This is a genomic window from Caulobacter sp. BE254, assembly GCF_031457295.1.
Classification (GTDB): domain Bacteria; phylum Pseudomonadota; class Alphaproteobacteria; order Caulobacterales; family Caulobacteraceae; genus Caulobacter.
The window spans coordinates 153,766-169,275 of sequence record NZ_JAVDWJ010000002.1 but is presented as its reverse complement, the minus strand read 5'-3'; the positions used below and the strand labels follow the sequence as shown (position 1 = coordinate 169,275).

General features: G+C 69.9%; 15 protein-coding genes and 1 pseudogene. 4 read left to right on the top strand and 12 right to left on the bottom strand.

The annotated features are described in order from the left end of the window. The first annotated feature begins 130 nt into the window (after positions 1-130). Entirely contained in the window at positions 131-415 is a 285-nt protein-coding gene (locus J2X41_RS04870; RefSeq protein WP_007676040.1) for an integration host factor subunit beta, read from the top strand. A gap of 68 nt (positions 416-483) precedes the next feature. Continuing rightward, positions 484-885, top strand: a pseudogene (gene mscL / locus J2X41_RS04865) (large-conductance mechanosensitive channel protein MscL); the annotation flags it as partial. Positions 886-1,044: 159 nt separating this feature from the next. On the opposite strand, the gene J2X41_RS04860 reads toward mscL, so the two are convergent. From J2X41_RS04860 to J2X41_RS04820, 9 genes are all read right to left on the bottom strand, one after another. Further along, positions 1,045-2,277 (bottom strand): NAD(P)/FAD-dependent oxidoreductase, encoded by a 1,233-nt coding sequence (locus J2X41_RS04860; RefSeq protein ID WP_310080062.1) that lies wholly within the window; start codon positions 2,275-2,277, stop codon positions 1,045-1,047. 10 nt (positions 2,278-2,287) lie between these two features. Next, complete coding sequence (locus tag J2X41_RS04855) at positions 2,288-3,106, bottom strand: TIGR00730 family Rossman fold protein (protein WP_310080060.1); 819 nt, start codon at positions 3,104-3,106, stop codon at positions 2,288-2,290. An 83-nt stretch (positions 3,107-3,189) separates the two neighbouring features. Beyond that, positions 3,190-6,054, bottom strand: coding sequence for a pitrilysin family protein (locus tag J2X41_RS04850; protein WP_310080058.1), 2,865 nt, complete (start codon positions 6,052-6,054; stop codon positions 3,190-3,192). A 72-nt stretch (positions 6,055-6,126) separates the two neighbouring features. Beyond that, positions 6,127-7,794 carry a DUF4166 domain-containing protein gene (locus J2X41_RS04845; RefSeq protein ID WP_310080056.1) on the bottom strand — a complete coding sequence of 556 codons (1,668 nt, stop codon included), beginning with the start codon at positions 7,792-7,794 and terminating at the stop codon, positions 6,127-6,129. Further along, a complete protein-coding gene (locus J2X41_RS04840; RefSeq protein WP_310080054.1) occupies positions 7,791-8,225 on the bottom strand; it encodes a DCC1-like thiol-disulfide oxidoreductase family protein in 435 nt (144 codons plus the stop codon). The genes J2X41_RS04845 and J2X41_RS04840 overlap by 4 nt, the downstream gene beginning before the upstream one ends. Further along, positions 8,222-8,812, bottom strand: a complete 591-nt coding sequence (locus J2X41_RS04835) for an SRPBCC family protein (RefSeq protein ID WP_310080053.1) — start codon at positions 8,810-8,812, stop codon at positions 8,222-8,224. Before J2X41_RS04835 ends, J2X41_RS04840 begins: the two co-directional genes overlap by 4 nt. 35 nt (positions 8,813-8,847) lie before the next feature. Then, positions 8,848-10,803, bottom strand: a complete 1,956-nt coding sequence (acs, locus tag J2X41_RS04830) for an acetate--CoA ligase (protein WP_310080051.1) — start codon at positions 10,801-10,803, stop codon at positions 8,848-8,850. Between the two features lie 81 nt (positions 10,804-10,884). Beyond that, the gene (locus J2X41_RS04825) at positions 10,885-11,670 is read right to left on the bottom strand and encodes a hypothetical protein (RefSeq protein ID WP_310080049.1); all 786 of its coding nucleotides are present in this window, start codon (positions 11,668-11,670) and stop codon (positions 10,885-10,887) included. 70 nt (positions 11,671-11,740) lie between these two features. Further along, positions 11,741-12,373 carry a peroxiredoxin gene (locus tag J2X41_RS04820; RefSeq protein ID WP_310080048.1) on the bottom strand — a complete coding sequence of 211 codons (633 nt, stop codon included), beginning with the start codon at positions 12,371-12,373 and terminating at the stop codon, positions 11,741-11,743. 123 nt (positions 12,374-12,496) lie between these two features. On the opposite strand from J2X41_RS04820, the gene J2X41_RS04815 reads away from it, so the two are divergent. Continuing rightward, complete coding sequence (locus J2X41_RS04815) at positions 12,497-13,246, top strand: creatininase family protein (protein ID WP_310080046.1); 750 nt, start codon at positions 12,497-12,499, stop codon at positions 13,244-13,246. Between the two features lie 91 nt (positions 13,247-13,337). After that, the gene (locus J2X41_RS04810) at positions 13,338-13,970 is read left to right on the top strand and encodes a hypothetical protein (RefSeq protein WP_310080044.1); all 633 of its coding nucleotides are present in this window, start codon (positions 13,338-13,340) and stop codon (positions 13,968-13,970) included. A gap of 3 nt (positions 13,971-13,973) precedes the next feature. On the opposite strand, the gene J2X41_RS04805 is transcribed toward J2X41_RS04810, so the two are convergent. Genes J2X41_RS04805 through J2X41_RS04795 form a run of 3 tightly spaced genes read right to left on the bottom strand, consistent with a single transcriptional unit; the run spans position 13,974 to position 15,506 of the window. Further along, positions 13,974-14,756, bottom strand: a complete 783-nt coding sequence (locus tag J2X41_RS04805) for a class I SAM-dependent methyltransferase (protein ID WP_310080042.1) — start codon at positions 14,754-14,756, stop codon at positions 13,974-13,976. Positions 14,757-14,816: 60 nt separating this feature from the next. Continuing rightward, positions 14,817-15,185, bottom strand: a complete 369-nt coding sequence (locus J2X41_RS04800) for a Rieske (2Fe-2S) protein (protein WP_310080040.1) — start codon at positions 15,183-15,185, stop codon at positions 14,817-14,819. A gap of 39 nt (positions 15,186-15,224) precedes the next feature. After that, the gene (locus tag J2X41_RS04795) at positions 15,225-15,506 is read right to left on the bottom strand and encodes a YciI family protein (RefSeq protein WP_310080038.1); all 282 of its coding nucleotides are present in this window, start codon (positions 15,504-15,506) and stop codon (positions 15,225-15,227) included. Positions 15,507-15,510: the final 4 nt, after the last annotated feature.

Below are 15,510 nucleotides of genomic sequence, written 5' to 3'. Positions count from 1 at the left end.
GTCGTCCGGTCGACTCAAAAGCCTTGGTTAGGCAAGCTTTCCCCTTGAAGACTCAGGCTTGCTTGGGCAAAGGTCGCACGCGCGTCGGGTCCTGCCTCCCCAGGACCGCCTTGCCGCGTCGGGGATATCGATGATCAAGTCCGAACTCATCGCCAGGCTCGCGAACGAAAATCCGCACCTGACCCAGAAGGACGTCGAGCGGGTCGTCGGCGTCATTCTCGAACGCATGATCGGAGCGCTCGAAGAGGGCGGTCGCGTGGAGCTCCGCGGCTTCGGCGCCCTGTCGGTGCGCTCGCGCCCGGCCCGCGCCGGCCGCAACCCCCGCACCGGCGAGACGGTCGATGTGCGCGCCAAGCACGTGCCGTTCTTCAAGAGCGGCAAGGAACTGCGCGGTCGCCTGAACGCCGACGAGTAGACCGCCGGCCGCTTGACCCAGGGAGGCGAACGCGCTCAGCCTTTCGCGCCAGTCGGAAGAGGTTCAGCATGAGCATCGTCAAGGAATTCCGCGAGTTCATCGCGCGCGGCAACGTCATCGATCTGGCGGTCGGCGTCATCATCGGCGCGGCCTTCAACTCGATCGTCAAGAGCCTGGTCGATCAGGTGATCATGCCGCCGGTCGGTCTGCTGATGGGCGGGCTCGACTTCTCCAAGCTGCAGTGGGTGCTCAAACCCGAGGACCCGACGACGCCGGCGGTCGAGTTGGTGGCGGTCCAGTACGGCGCCTTCATCAACACCGTCATCCAATTCCTGATCGTGGCCGTCGTGGTGTTCCTGCTGGTCAAGCTGGTCAACAAGGTTCGCCGCGCCGACGCCGACGAACCAGCCCCGGCCGCCCCGACGCCCGAGGAAAAGCTGCTGACCGAGATCCGGGATTTGCTGGCCAAGCCGGCGACTGCGCCCAAGGCGGCGGTCGCGCCTGCGGTCGATGTCGTGGCGAAACCGGCGACCAAGTCCACCGCGAAGGCCCCGGCCAAGCCAAAGCCCAAGGCCTAACCCTATTTCCGCTCATCCCGGCGAATGTCGGGACGAGCGGAATTCGAGGGCTTAAATCCCCAGAGCCGCCAACACTTCGCGCGCCGCCCGCTCCCCTGTCTCCCAAGCCCCATGCGCGGTCGAGAAGGCATGGGGCGAGCAGGCCTCGCCGGCGAAGAACAGCCGGCCGTCCACGGGCGCGGCCAGCACGGCGCGCTCGCCGGCTCGGCCGGGCAGGGCGTGGGAATAGGATCCCCGAGCCCAGGGATCGGTGGCCCAGGCGGTTTCCCCGAGCACCGAGACCCGTCGCCGGAGCCCCGTTCCATAGATCCCCGCCAGTTCGTCGACGGCGAACGCCGCCGCCGCGCCAGGGCCCTCGGCCTCCAGGGCGCGGGCGTGCGCCCCGCCGAAGAACGCCTCGATGATCGGGCGACCGAGCGGGCGCAGGTGATAGGAGCCCGTCGCCGTCCGGTCGGCGGCGCCGTAGACCATCGCCTCCACCGCGAAGGCCTCGGGTTCGTCGAGCCTGAGGAACACCTTGTCGGCCAGGCCCAGCGGCAGGCCCTCGGCGGCGGCCAGCTTGGCGGGCAGGTCGGGCAGGATCCGCAGGGCGCCGGCGACCAGCACCGCCGTGGGCACGCAGACGATGGCCGCCCGGGCCTGGACCACGCCTCGGGGCGTCTCCAGCGCCAGGCGCGGCCCGTCGTGGCGCAGGAGCGAGACCGGACAGTCGCTAACGATCCGGACGCCGGCTGGGGCCAGACCGGTGATCGCCGCGCCATAGCCTTCCGCGACCCGCCAGTTGACCTCGCTGTCGTCATAGGCGGCGTAGTCCATGACCGAGACCTGGTCGAACGCCGCGCCGTTGTAATAGGCGCTGAAGGCGTTCAGCAGCGGATTCCAACGGCCGCCGGGCTCCAGCAGGTCCGAGGCGGGCCGGTCGGCCGGTTCGCGGGCCGCCGCCTCGACCCGTTCGTCGAACGCCGCGAAGGCCTGACCATAGGCCTCTCGCTCGGCGGCGCTGAAATTGACCGTGGCTTCCGGATTGGCCCAGGGCGGCGGGGTCTTGTCGATGGTCAGGCCCGAGCCGGTGATCGGCGCGACCAGCGGGTTGCGGTCGGCCGAATGCAGCCACTCGCAGCCAAGGTCCAGCGGCAGGCCGGCCAGCGAGACGGTGTGCGCCCGTCCGCCGATCCGGCCCTGGGCTTCCAGCACCACCGTGCTCAGCGGCGCGGTCGCCAGGGTCGCGGCCGCGGCCAGGCCGGCGACCCCGGCCCCGATGATGGCGACGTCGACTTCGGTCATCGGGCGAGGGTCATGGGACGGCTGGCTCGGTCGGTGGCGCCTGCTCGGGCTCCAGCTCGATCGACTCGCCGGGCTTGAGGCCGCAGGCCAGCAGGGTGGACCACACCGTCTCGGCGCTCTCGGCGAAGCGGAAGAGCTCCAGGTCCGCGGCGTTGATCATGCCGTGCTCGACCAGGGCGTCGAAATTCACGACCGAGCGCCAATAGGCCTCGTCGAACAGCACGATGGGGATGCGCGGGGCCTTGTCGGTCTGGCGCAGGGTCAGGATCTCGAACAGCTCGTCGAACGTGCCGAAGCCGCCGGGGAACACCACCAGGGCGTTGGCCCGCATCGCCAGGTGCATCTTGCGCATGGCGAAGTAGTGGAAGCGGAACGACAGGTCGGGCGTGGCGTACGGATTGGGCGACTGCTCGTGCGGCAGGGTGATGTTGAACCCCACCGAAGGGGCGCCGGCGTCCCAGGCCCCGCGGTTGGCGGCTTCCATCACCCCGGGGCCGCCGCCGGTGGCGATGACGTTGTCGCGGATCCCGTCCGTGGCGTGGATCGCCCCGCCGCGCTCGGAAGCCAGGCGGCCGAAACGCCGGGCCTCGACGTACCAGTGGGCCTGCCGCCCAGGGCCGTCCTCACGCACCCGGGCGCTGCCGAACACCACGATGGTCGAGCGCACGCCCCAGGCCCGCAGGGCCTCGTCGGCCTTGGCGAACTCCAGCAGGAACCGCACGCCCCGCATCGATTCGCCCAGCAGGAAATCCTGGTCCAGCGCCGCCAGCCGATAGGACGGCGAGGCGAGCTGGGCGGCGCTCGGCGATGCGGGCGGCGGCTCGGACATTTCAAAGCTCCACTCAATACAGCGGCCGAACGCAGCTGACGGGGACATGCCCATGGACATGTCCCCAACCCCTGCGCGGCTTGCTAGTTGCCCTTGCGCAGCGTCGGACTGTCCAGGTCCAGCTGATCGATCGGGATCTGCACGGCGGCCGGCAGGGCCGCCTTGACGCCCTCGCCCATCGCCTTGGCGTCGCCGACCACGATGACGCTGGCCTGGGCCGGATCGAGCACGGCCTTGGAGAAGGCCTGGACGTCGGCTGCGCTGACCGCTTCGACCTTGCCAGTATAGGCCTGGATCTCGTTCAGCGGCACGCCATAGATCGCCAGGTTGCCCAGGATGTCGGCCAGGCCCTCCGAGGTGCCCAGGTCGCGGCCGAAGCCGCCGACCAGCACCGATTTGCGGGCCGCCAGTTCGGCGGCCGAGGCCGGCTCGGCGGCCAGCCGGGTCAGCTCGTCCTTGATCAGCCCCACCACCTGGGCGGCGGACTCGTTCTTGGTCTGGACGCTGGCCGAGAAGCCGCCGATGGCCGCGCGGGGCGAGAGGCTGGAGCTGGCGCCGTAGGACAGGCCGCGCTTGATGCGGATCTCCTGGTTCAGGCGGGACGAATAGCCGCCGCCCAGCACGCCGTTGGCGACCAGGCCGGCATAGTAGCGCGGGTCGGCGCGCAGGATCGCCGGCTTGGTCACCACGACGGCGGCCTGGCCTGTGCCGGGAAGGTCGACGACCACGTTTCGGGCGGCGTAGCCGGTCGGGCCCTTGACCGGGGCCGGCGGCGGGCCGGCCGGCTTAGTCCAGCCGCCGAACGCCCTTTCCGCCAGGGCGAAGCCTTGCTCGGGAGTCAGGTCGCCCGTCAGCACCAGGATGGCGTTGTCGGGGCGCCAGTTGGCGGCGTGGGTCTTGACCAGGGCGTCGCGCTGGATTTTCGGCAGCGAGCCGGGGGTGCCGCCCGCCACGTGGCCGTAGCCCGAGCCGGCATAGATCACGGTCGGTACGACGAAGCTGGCCACCGAGCCGGGCTGCTGGAGGCTGACCGACAGGCCGTCGAGGGTCTCGGTCTTGACCCGTTCCAGCTCCTCGGCCTTGAAGGTCGGGTTCTGGGCGACATCGGCCATGATCGACAGGCCCTGCGCGGCCTTGTCGGCGGTGACGCTGAGGGTCAGGGACGTGGCTTCCCAGCCCGAACCGGCCTCCAGATTGGCGCCGAGGGCCTCGGTGGCGGCGGCCACCTGGGTGGCGGTTCGGGTCTTGGTGCCTTCGGTCAGCAGTTCAGCGGTCAGGCTGGAGACGCCGGCCAGGCCCGCCGGGTCCGCGCCCGACCCGCCGCGCACCGTCAGGTCGGCGGTGATCAGCGGCAGGTCGCTGCTCTTGGCGACGATCACCCGCAGGCCGTTGGCCAGGGTCTTCTCCACCGGCGCGGGCAGGACCGGAGACACCGGGGCGCTGGGCGCGGGCGGGGCGACGCGCTCGGCTTCCGGGGCCAGGGCTGTGACCGGGCCGCTATAGGTCACCGAAGGGACCGTCTTGGGGGCCTCGAACGGGTCCTTGGCGCCGGCCGGCTTGGCCGATTCGGGCAGGTAGCGGACCGTCACCTTGCGATCGTCGGCCAGATACTTGGCGGCGACGCGCTGGACGTCGGCGGCGGTGACCGCTTGCAGGGCGGCCAGGTCGGTGTTGGCGCGCTGGGCGTCGCCTTCGGTGCGCAGGGCGTAGCCGATGGCGAAGGCGCGACCGTCGATGGTCTCGCGTCCGCGGACGGCGTCGGCCAGCAGGCCGGCCTTGGCCTCGGCCAGTTCGGCGGCGGTGGGCGGGGTCGTGCGCAGCCTGGCGACCTGGGCGCTCAGCGAGGCCTCGCCCTGCTCGACCGTCTTGCCGCCGGCCATGATCGCCCCGACGTAGAACAGCCCGGGCTGGGCGTTGTTGGGGGCGGCGGAGAAGATCTGCTGGGCGATCTTCTGGTCATAGACCAGGCTGTCATAGAGGCGCGACGACTTGCCGGCCGACAGGATGGCGTCCAGCACCGCCAGGGCCGGGACGTCCGGATCGGCGGCGGCCGGGGCCAGCCAGGTCATGGCCACGGCCGGCAACGGCACGTTGGGGCCGTAGGTGGTGACCACCTTGGGGCCGGTGCGGGCCGGCTCGACCGTGGTCACCTGCTTGATCGGCGCGGCGGGGGCCTTCAGCGGGCCGAAATACTGGTCGATCCAGGCGTCGAGCTGGGCCTCGTCGAAATTGCCGACCACGATCAGGGCGGCGTTGTCGGGGCGGTAATAGGCCTGGTGGAAGGCCCGCACGTCGTCGACCGTGGCGGCGTCCAGCTCCTCGATCGAGCCGATGCCGGGGCGCTTGTAGGGGTGGTCGGCGAACGAGGCCTTGGTGATGTTGAGGGCGAAGAACCGGCCGTAGGGATTGGCCAGCACCCGCTGGCGCAGCTCTTCCTTGACGACGTCGCGCTCGGACTTGAACACCGCGTCGTCGATGACCAGCGAGCCCAGGCGCTCGGCCTCGGCCCATAGCAGCCGCTGCAGGTGGTTGGCCGGCACCACTTCGTAATAGTTGGTGAAGTCGTCGTAGGTGGAGGCGTTGTTGAACCCGCCGACGTCCTCAGTCAGCCGATCGAAGAACTCGTTGGGCATGTTGCGCGTCGACTTGAACATCAGGTGTTCGAACAGGTGGGCGAAGCCCGAGCGGCCCTCCGGGTCGTCCTTGCTGCCGACGCCGTACCAGACCTGCACCGTCACGTTGGGCGTGCTGGTGTCGCGCGAGGCGTAGACCTTCAGGCCGTTGGGCAGGGTCCGCTCCTTGTAGACGATCGGGGGCACCACCACGCCGGCCGCCGCCGGAACCGCCTTCGTCTGAGCCAGGGCCGGTCCTCCCCCAAGCAGCGGCGAAAGCGCGGTGGTCGAAAGGGCCAGCGCGACGAGGGCGGCCTTGGCGGCGGGACGGATCATGAGGACGGCGCTCCGAAAGCTTGAGGGCGCGACCCTAGCACCCGGGCCGAGGGCGCCAAGATTACCGTCTTGTCATGAAAGCCGGCCGGCATAGCCGAAGATCACGCCCAGCCAGGAATGGGCGACCAGGACGCGAAAGCGGTAGGCGCCGTCGCCATTCTGGCTTGAGGGGGCGAAGGTCCTGGCCCGGATGCGCGGCGCCCAGGCGCGGGGCAGGGGAACGGGCCCCAGCCGCCAGCCCTCGAAGATCCAGGAAAAGCCGCCGGGATAGGGCGCGACCGAGAAGCGGAAGGTCAGCAGGCCGGCCGTCTCCTCGAACGTCCAGGGATCGTCGCGGGCCGGCGCGATCCTCGAGCCGAAGGTCCGGGTCCCGAACCGGCGGACCCAGCGTTCACCGCCGGCCGTCGGGGTGATCGTCACCGTGGTCGGGTAAAGGCCTGTCGGCGGCAGGCCCTGCAGGCGGCGGACCAGAGCGGCAAGGCCGGACGCGCCGCGCGCCCGGGCTCGTCCTGTCAGGGTGACCGAGACGGTCCCGCCGTGGGCGTGGCGGACGAGATCGGGCTGCGTCGCCCACCGCTCGCCCAGCAGGCGGGGAAACAGGCCGGGCGTGTCCGGGTCCTGACTTTCGACCTGGGTCCGGATCGGCAGGTCGCTCAATTGGTCCAGGATCGCGTCGAGGCCGACGAGGCCGACGCAGGGCGTGGCGCGGGGTTGGCCCAGACGGCCGTCGAGCAGGGCGCGCAGGGTGGCCGCCGCCGGGGCGGCCGGGGTGTGGGGACCGGCGCCGGCCTCGGCGCACAGGCTCCAGCGCACCAGGCGCCGCCCGCCGTCGGCGTCCAGGCCCTCGGCGCCGACGACCATGCCGCCGCGATCCGAGCCCAGCGGCGCCGCCAGGCCCGCCGCCTCGCCCAGCAGCACGGCCAGCGGCTCCAGGGTCGGGACCAGCCGGGCGCGTCGAAACAGGCTCAGCGCCCATAGCCCCAGGTGCAGGATCGGCAGTTCGAGCCCGGCGCGGAAGACCGCGTCGCGGCGGACGTGGAAACGGACGGGCAGCAGGTCGAGATCGGGCGTCTCGGCCAGGCTGGTCCAGCGGCGGCCAAGGCCGGGCATGGCCGTGCGGCGCGGATCGCTCCAGCCGGGGCGGGTCGTCCAATGGCCCTGGGCGAACACGCGGACCGGCGCGCCCGCCCAGCCCAGGATGGCGCGGATCACCGAAAGGCCGCGGGGCGCCCGCGCGCCTGGGGAGATCGCCGCCTCGATCCGGTCGATCCGGGTCCAGCCGGCGGTCATCGCGTCGAGGGCGGCGTGGCTGAGCGCCGGGGTCGAGCTGGCGCCGGTGATCGCCCAGCGGCCGGCGGCCCGGGCGGGCCCGTCGAGCGCCGCCTCGAAGCCGGCCACGAAGTCGCGAGCGTCGGCCAGGTCGACATAGTGGGCGCGGGCCGCCAGCACCGCGCGCGGGAAGGCGTGGTCCTGGCCCTGGAAAGGTCCGGCCGCGTCGACCACGGCCCAGGCGCCCAGGGCCGCCAAGCCCTTGGGGTCCAGGCGGTCGAGCCGGGCGACCTCGATCTTCGCGGCGGGTCTGGTCTTGGCCAGGTCGGCGGCGACGGCTTCCAGGCGGACGAGGTCGCGAGCCGCCAGCACCAGCACGACATCGGGCCAGCGGGCGATCATCGCCGCCAGCCTGCGGCCGAACACGCCGCTGGCCCCGACCAGGACGATGCGCTTGCGGTCGCCGCTCATGAAATCGGCGGCTCCAGGACGAAGCGGGCCCGCTGCTCGGGCGTCGGCAGCATGCAGGTCGCGCGCCTGCCCATCAGCCGGTAGCGGTTGGCGGCCAGCCCGTCATAGGCGCCGTCCAGCCAGGCGCGGGGCAGGACGCCGATCACGGCCAGCCACGACCAGGGCGCGCCCAGCCGCCGCAACAAGGCGAGGATCGCCGCGCTCTTCTCCAGCGCCTGGCCGCCGTGGAGGAACAGGAAGCTGGTCGGCTGGTCCGGATCGATCCCATGGTCCAGGGACAACCGCCGTCCATAGGTCGACTGGATCGGGGTGAAGCGGATCAGGCCCTTGCGGTCGATGGCCAGCACCGCCCGGACCGAGCCGGAGCACAGGTTGCAGACCCCGTCGAACAACCACAGCCCGTCCAGCTCGGGAGGCGTGGCGGCGTTCATCGGGCCGCCGCCACGCTTTCGCGGCGCAGGGCCCGCAGGGCGGCGGGGACGTCGCGGCGCATGGCCATGGTCGTCACGCCGTTGGGCAGGCCGAATGGCGCGGTGGCGCGGTTCTCGTAGGTGACGCGGGTCGCCCGGCCGCCGCCGAGCGGCTCCAGAAGCCACTGGCCTTCGCAGTCCTTGATGTCGCCGGCCTCGCAACGGAAGCCGATGCGCCGATACGGTTCCAAGGTCAGGCGCGAGGTCGAGTGCAGGGCCGGCAGCAGGAAGCTCCACTTGACCACGTGCTCGCGCAGCTCCGTCCGGCCTGATGGGTCGCGCGACAGCACGGTGCAGCGCTTGACGCTGGGCGTCATCCGCGCGGCCCGCTCGCAATCGAGGATCGCTGCCCAGACCACCTGGGGCGGCGCGGCGATGTCGATCATCGCCCGCACCTGGCCGCCGCGACCGCTGGAATCGGTATGGGCTTCCAGCGCGACGTCGCCGCTTTCGATCCGGCGAAGCCAGTCGGGCCTCGCCTCCCGCGCGCTGGCGACCGGCGAGGTCGCCAGCATCACGAACGCAACGACAAGGGCCTGGCCACGCATGGGCCAAGCCTAGCCGAGTTTCCGTCCACGGCGCATCAGGTGTTGGCGCGATTTTTCACCAGGTCGTCGACCACCGACGGGTCGGCCAGGGTCGAGGTGTCGCCGAGACTGCCCAGTTCGTTCTCGGCGATCTTGCGCAGGATGCGACGCATGATCTTGCCTGAGCGGGTCTTGGGCAGGCCCGGCGCCCACTGCAGCAGGTCCGGCGCGGCGAACGGGCCGATCTCCCGGCGCACCCAGAGGATCAGGTCCTTGCGCAGTTGGTCGGTGGCCTCGACCCCCGACTTCAGCGTCACATAGGCGTAGACGCCCTGGCCCTTGATGTCGTGCGGATACCCGACCACGGCGGCCTCGGCGACCGTGTCGTGGGCGACCAGGGCGCTCTCGATCTCGGCCGTGCCCAGGCGGTGGCCGGAAACGTTGATCACGTCGTCGACCCGGCCGGTGATCCAGTAATAGCCGTCCTCGTCGCGCCGACAGCCGTCGCCGGTGAAATACTTGCCCGGATAGGCCGAGAAGTAGGTGGCGAAGAACCGGTCGTGGTCGCCGTAGACGCCGCGCATCTGGCCCGGCCAGCTGTCGGTGATCACCAGGTTGCCCTCGGTGGCGCCCTCCAGGACCTTGCCGTCGGCGTCGACCAGCTGCAGCTTGATCCCGGGCAGGGGCTTGGTGGCCGAACCGGGCTTCAGGGCTGTGGCGCCGGGCAAGGGCGAGACCAGGATCCCGCCGGTCTCGGTCTGCCACCAGGTGTCGACGATCGGCAGGCGCTCCTTGCCGACCACGCGGTGGTACCAGAGCCAGGCTTCCGGATTGATCGGCTCGCCCACGCTGCCCAGCAGACGCAGGGACGACAGGTCGTTCCTGGTCACGTGGTCGTCGCCCTCGCGCATCAGGGCGCGCAGGGCCGTGGGGGCGGTGTAGAAGATCTCGACCTTGTGCTTGTCGACCACCTCCCAGAACCGGGCCGGGGTCGGATAGTTGGGCACGCCCTCGAAGATCAGGCTGGTCCCGCCGTTGGCCAGCGGGCCGTAGACGACATAGCTGTGGCCGGTCACCCAGCCGACGTCGGCCGTGCACCAGAATACTTCCCCCGGTCGGTAGTCGAACACCGCCTCGTGGGTCCAGCTGGCCCAGGCCAGATAGCCGCCGGTGGTGTGCATCACCCCCTTGGGCTTCCCGGTCGAGCCGGAGGTGTAGAGGATGAACAGCGGGTCCTCGGCGTTCATCGGCTCGGGCGCGCAGGTCGCCGAGGCGGCGTCCTTGACGTCGTCCCAGACCACGTCGCGGCCTTCGACCACGGGAACCTCGGCGCCGGTCCAGCGGATCAGCAGCACCTTGTCGACCTGCGGGCACTGCTCCAGCGCCTTGTCGACATTGGCCTTCAGCGGCACGCGCTTGCCGCCTCGACAGCCCTGGTCGGCGGTGATCACCAGGCGGCTCTCGCAGTCCTGGATACGGCCGGCGATCGAGTCCGGCGAGAAGCCGCCGAACACCACCGAATGGATGGCGCCAATCCGCGCGCAGGCCAGCATGGCCACGGCCGCCAGCGGGATCATCGGCAGGTAGATGGTGACCCGATCGCCCTTCTTGGCCCCCAGGTCCTTGAGGACATTGGCCATCCGGCAGACCTGCTCGTGCAGCTCGCCATAGGTCACGGTGTAGGAATGGCCCGGCTCGTCGCCCTCGAAGACCAGGGCCGCCTCGTCCTTGCGGTGCGGCAGGTGGCGGTCCAGGCAGTTGGCCGAGGCGTTCAGCACGCCGTCGGCGTACCAGTGGATGTGGAAGTCGTCCTTGGCGAACGAGACGTCCTTGATCTTGGTCGGCGCCTGGATCCAGTCCAACCGGCCGGCCAGGTCGCGCCAGTAGCCCTCGGGATCGGACTCGACCCGCGCCACCGCGGCCTCGTAGCCGGCGGCGTCGATATGGGCCTTGCCCGCCCAGTCGTCGGGAACCGGAAAAACCTGTCCGTCGCTCACGCCGCATACTCCCATGATCTCGTTGCGGCGGAGTTATGCGCGGTGGGATGCCCCGCGCAAGAAGACCACTGCGATTTCTCCGAAACGATTGTCCGTTCAGGGCACGGTGTAGGCTTCGCACCCGGGCAGGGGCCTGTCGGGCGCGTAGACGTCCGAAGCCGGGTCGACGGCGAAGATCCGCCTGTAGCTGCAGGCGGGATCGGGAACGGTGATCAGGTCGCGGGCCCGCAGCCGGCCCCGCGCGGCGTCCCCGGCCCGCAGGGCTCCGGCGGGGAAGGTGGTGGCCTTGGTCGCGAACACCAGGCGCGGCGGACCTGCGGCGGTGGTCGGATCCAGCGTCAGGTCGCCGGCGAAATCATACTCGTCGTGGCAGGCGCCGCGTCGCAGCCAGAAGTCGCGTTCGCCGAAACAGGCGCGGATCAGCAGTGAACCGAAGATCGGCGCGCTCAGCACCGGCTTGGCCGTGTCGCCCCGCACGCGGATAAGCTGGAGCTGGGTGGCCGCGCCGCCGCCGCCGGAATAGCTGGTGCTGACATGGCGCTGGACCCCGACGATCACGCCCGGATCGGGTCCAGCGATGCGGACGATCGACGGCCACAACGCCAGGTCGTCATTGTCATCACTGCCCAGGTCCAGGGTCGCGGCCGGCGGCTGGCCTGTCGGCGTTCCGGCGAACACGTGCAACGCCGAGGTGTTCTGGTCGACGTCGCGACTGATCTCCGCGCACCAGCCGCGGTCGGCGGTGCAATGCAGCGGCGGCGCACCTTCGGGCCCTTGCGGCGGCGTCGCGGCGAAGGCCTCAAGGCGGTTGCCAGCCTGGTCCTGGGCCGGTGGCGCCATGGTCGCCGCCCCAAGGACGAGGGCGAGCAGGATCGATGTCATGGAAGCCTCGGCTTTGAACGGCGCAGGCCTCGCCTAACGCGTTTGGCGTGCGCCGTCCAAGGCTCGCGGATCAGGCCGGCTGTTTGACGACTCGCAGATAGGGCTTCTGTTCGTCCCAGCCGTTCGGGAACAGCGTTTTCGCCGTCTCGTTGTCGACCGACGGGACGATGATCACGTCGCCGCCCTGGGTCCAGTTGGCCGGGGTGGCCACCTTGTGGCCGTCGGTCAGCTGCAGGCTGTCGATCACCCGCAGGATCTCGTCGAAGTTCCGTCCCGTCGAGGCCGGATAGGTCAGGGACAGCCGCAGCTTCTTGTTCGGGTCGATGATGAACACCGAGCGCACGGTCAGGGTGTCCGAGGCGTTGGGGTGGATCATGCCGTAGAGGTTGGAGACCGAGCGGTCGGTGTCGGCGATCAGCGGGAAGTTCAACTTCGCGCCCTGGGTCTCTTCGATGTCGACCGCCCAGCCGCCGTGGTTCTCCAGGCCGTCGACCGACAGGCCGATGACCTTGACGTTGCGCTTGTCGAATTCCGGTTTCAGCTTGGCCACGGTTCCCAGCTCGGTGGTGCACACCGGGGTGTAGTCCTTGGGATGCGAGAACAGCACCACCCACGCGCCCTGGGCCCAGTCGTGGAAGTGGATCGGCCCTTCGGTCGAGGCCTGGGTGAAGTCCGGAACGATGTCGCCGAGCTGCAACGTCATGGATGTCTCTCCCGTCGCCAAAATGGGGTCGGCTTGACCCTGGGATGGGCGTAAAGCCGTGCCCAAGTTGTAGGCGCGGGGCGTTCGGCGCGCCGCCCAGGATTTCTCGCGGAGTTTCCAGCCATGCTGCTCGCCCTTTCGACCTGGCCCGAGATCGAGGCCTATCTGGCGACGTCGAAGACGGTGGTGGTGCCGATCGGCTCGAACGAGCAGCACGGGCCGACGGGCCTGCTGGGCACCGACTGGCTGTGCCCGGAGATCATCTCGCACGAGGCTTCCAAGCAGTCGGACACGGTGCTGGTAGCTCCCACCTTCAATGTCGGCATGGCCCAGCACCACCTGGCCTTTCCGGGGACCATCTTCCTGCGGCCCTCGACCTTCATTGCCGCGATCGGCGACTGGGTGCGCTCGCTGGGCGCCCATGGCTTCGAGAGGATCTATTTTCTCAACGGCCACGGCGGCAACGTCGCCTCGATCGAGGCGGCCTTTTCGGAGATCTACGCCGAGTACAGCTTCCGCAAGGAACGCGCGCCGTTCGCCCTGAAGCTGAAGAACTGGTGGGACCTGAAGGGCGTGATGAACCTGGCCAACCAGCAGTTCCCGGTCGGCCACGGCAGCCATGCCACCCCGTCCGAGATCGCCGTGACCCAGTGGGGCTATCCCGACAGCATAAAGACCGCCGCCTACGAGCCGAAGATCGCCCCGACCGGCCCGATCCGCGAGGCGTTGGACTTCCGCGCCCGCTACGCCGACGGCCGCATGGGGTCGGACCCAGCCCAGGCCACGCCGGAAAAGGGCGGGGCGCTGGTCGCCCAGGCGGCCAGGTCGCTGATCGAGGACCTGGCGGAGTTCTCGGCGGAGAAGAGGGTTTAGCGGTCATGATTTGCGCGTCGTCGAAGCTCGTCTAATCTCGCCTGGAAGTTGTTTCTGGCTGAGGGTTGGAATGATGGCGCGAGTTGCATGGATGCTGGCCGCTATTGCGTTGAGTTTCGGTCTGTCCGGCGCCGCCCATGCGCGGGACAGTCAGCGCGAACGCTTCGACCGGAGCCAGAAGGTTCAACGGGACTTCGAACAGGAAAGGCTGGTCGCGGCTGGTCTGACGCCGTTGGCCGGAATCCAGGCCACGCGGCGCCAGGTGCGGCAGGTGGTCTACAGCGATCCATATGGCATACTGCCCATGCCCAGCCTGCAGGTCGAACGCTCGCGCAAGGGCGCGGTCAGCCTGACCTTCAAGGATCGTGGCGGATCCGAACGGGTAGTCGACCTGCCGCGCGAGAGCTGGTCGATCCTGGCGAAGACGGAAGGCGGGATCTTCAAGCCGCGCCGCTTCAAGCCCCGGCCGGAGCCAGCGTTCGGCATGCCTCGACCGCCGCTGCCGCCCATCTGCCATGGTTGGGCCGTGTTCATGGGCGCGACCGGCCGGGCGGGAGCGCGCACGACGTCGGCCAGCGCTTGCGGCGGGGCAAGCCCCACCTTGGCCTATGGCGAGACCGTAGCCCGTTTAGCGCTTACCACCCGACCTGCCTGCGCCGCGGACAAGGACGCATTCTGGTCATTCCAGAGATGCTTCGGCCAGAAGCCGCTGGTCGCCGACTAGGCCCTACCGCGGGATCTCGGCGATCTTGGTCAGCGCCACCTGGCGGTACACGGCCGTGATCTCGAAATAGCGCCCAAACGCGCCGAAGAACTGGTCGGTGGCCTGTTTCACGCCGGGTCCGCCGATCTCGCTGATGTCGTGCCAGTAGTCGTCCAACACCATCATGCCGCCCACGCTGAGCAGGCTGGCGCAGAAGCACAGGTCGATCAGCACGGCCAGGGCCGTATGGCTGCCGTCGACATAGATCAGGTCGAACTGCTCGCCGGCCGCCAGCATCTTGGGCAGCTCATAGGTCGAGAAGCCCTTGCGGGCGGTCATCGATCGGAACGAGGTGCGAGCCATGTTGCGGTGAAAGCGCGGCTCGACCGCGTGGTACTTCTCTTCCGGGTTCAGGGCCTCGTCGAACCAGGGGTCGATGACGGTGACGTCCAGGCGGTCCGGCATCAGCCAGTCCATGAACGCCAGGTTGCGGCCTTCATAGGCCCCGATTTCCAGATAGCGGATCGGCGCGTCGCCGCGCTTCTGGGCGAAGTCGCGCAGCAGCGGGGTGACGAACGGGATGTTGTTCGAGGCCCAGCCCGAGGTGAACTCGTAGCCGGTCTTCTCGCTATGGGCGTTGAAGGCGTCGACCACCGAATGGTCGCGCTTGGCCAGCATGGTGCGGGCTAGGTCGGGGGCGAAGCGCGGATTGACCTTGGCGAACGAGCGCAGCTTGGCCCCCAGGCCGCGCGCATCCTGGGCGTCGGTCAGTTCGGCGTCGAAATTGGTCGTGGACCCGTCGGCCATGGCGCGGTTTCCCGGTTTGTGTCGAGCGCAAGCCTAGGTCGAACGGGTTAAGACGAGGTTCTAGGCGACGACGATATCCGAACCTTCGACCCGCACCGGCCATGGCGTCAGGGCGACCTCCTGGCAAGGACCCGCGACCATCGCGCCGTCCTCGATCCGGAATAGGGCCGCGTGGCCGGCGCAGAGGATCAGGTCGTTCTCGCGGGTCAGGAACCGGCCGTTCGGCCCGGCCAGCGGCCAGCCGGCGTGCGGGCAACTGTCGACATAGCCGACCACGGCCTCGCCCCGCCGGACGACGAAGCCGGCGAACACCGCGTCCTCGACTCGGAAGCGAAAACCCCGCGCGCCGGGCGAGGCGACCTCGTCCAGCGGGCACAGGATCGTGCCGGTGGCGGGCCGAGCGGGGTTGGAAGGGTCGGTGCGGGACATGGGGCTCAGCGCGGGCGGTCAGCCGGGACGACCGCGCCGCTAGGCCGAGCCCACCGCCAGCCGCCAGGCGTGGATTTCCACGCTCTCGAAGACGCCCGCGGCCGTATAGGGGTCGTTGTCGGCCTGGGCGTGGGCGGCGGCCTTGTCTTCGGTCTCGACGATCAGGATCGAGCCCACCGGATTGCCGGCGTCATCCAGCAAGGCCCCGGCCAGCTTCAGGATCTTCGATTCGGCCAGATAGGCCAGGTGCTGGGGGCGGGTGGCCAGACGGGTCTCGAGCGCGCCGGGCTTGTCCTTGCAGACGATGGCGTAGAGCGGCATGGGC

Bases quoted from the DNA above. Each gene is read 5' to 3' on its own strand.
- J2X41_RS04870 (WP_007676040.1), top strand. From the start codon at position 131: ATGATCAAGTCCGAACTCATCGCCAGGCTCGCGAACGAAAATCCGCAC.
- J2X41_RS04860 (WP_310080062.1), bottom strand. From the start codon at position 2,277: ATGACCGAAGTCGACGTCGCCATCATCGGGGCCGGGGTCGCCGGCCTG.
- J2X41_RS04855 (WP_310080060.1), bottom strand. From the start codon at position 3,106: ATGTCCGAGCCGCCGCCCGCATCGCCGAGCGCCGCCCAGCTCGCCTCG.
- J2X41_RS04850 (WP_310080058.1), bottom strand. From the start codon at position 6,054: ATGATCCGTCCCGCCGCCAAGGCCGCCCTCGTCGCGCTGGCCCTTTCG.
- J2X41_RS04845 (WP_310080056.1), bottom strand. From the start codon at position 7,794: ATGAGCGGCGACCGCAAGCGCATCGTCCTGGTCGGGGCCAGCGGCGTG.
- J2X41_RS04840 (WP_310080054.1), bottom strand. From the start codon at position 8,225: ATGAACGCCGCCACGCCTCCCGAGCTGGACGGGCTGTGGTTGTTCGAC.
- J2X41_RS04835 (WP_310080053.1), bottom strand. From the start codon at position 8,812: ATGCGTGGCCAGGCCCTTGTCGTTGCGTTCGTGATGCTGGCGACCTCG.
- acs (WP_310080051.1), bottom strand. From the start codon at position 10,803: ATGGGAGTATGCGGCGTGAGCGACGGACAGGTTTTTCCGGTTCCCGAC.
- J2X41_RS04825 (WP_310080049.1), bottom strand. From the start codon at position 11,670: ATGACATCGATCCTGCTCGCCCTCGTCCTTGGGGCGGCGACCATGGCG.
- J2X41_RS04820 (WP_310080048.1), bottom strand. From the start codon at position 12,373: ATGACGTTGCAGCTCGGCGACATCGTTCCGGACTTCACCCAGGCCTCG.
- J2X41_RS04815 (WP_310080046.1), top strand. From the start codon at position 12,497: ATGCTGCTCGCCCTTTCGACCTGGCCCGAGATCGAGGCCTATCTGGCG.
- J2X41_RS04810 (WP_310080044.1), top strand. From the start codon at position 13,338: ATGCTGGCCGCTATTGCGTTGAGTTTCGGTCTGTCCGGCGCCGCCCAT.
- J2X41_RS04805 (WP_310080042.1), bottom strand. From the start codon at position 14,756: ATGGCCGACGGGTCCACGACCAATTTCGACGCCGAACTGACCGACGCC.
- J2X41_RS04800 (WP_310080040.1), bottom strand. From the start codon at position 15,185: ATGTCCCGCACCGACCCTTCCAACCCCGCTCGGCCCGCCACCGGCACG.
- J2X41_RS04795 (WP_310080038.1), bottom strand. From the start codon at position 15,506: ATGCCGCTCTACGCCATCGTCTGCAAGGACAAGCCCGGCGCGCTCGAG.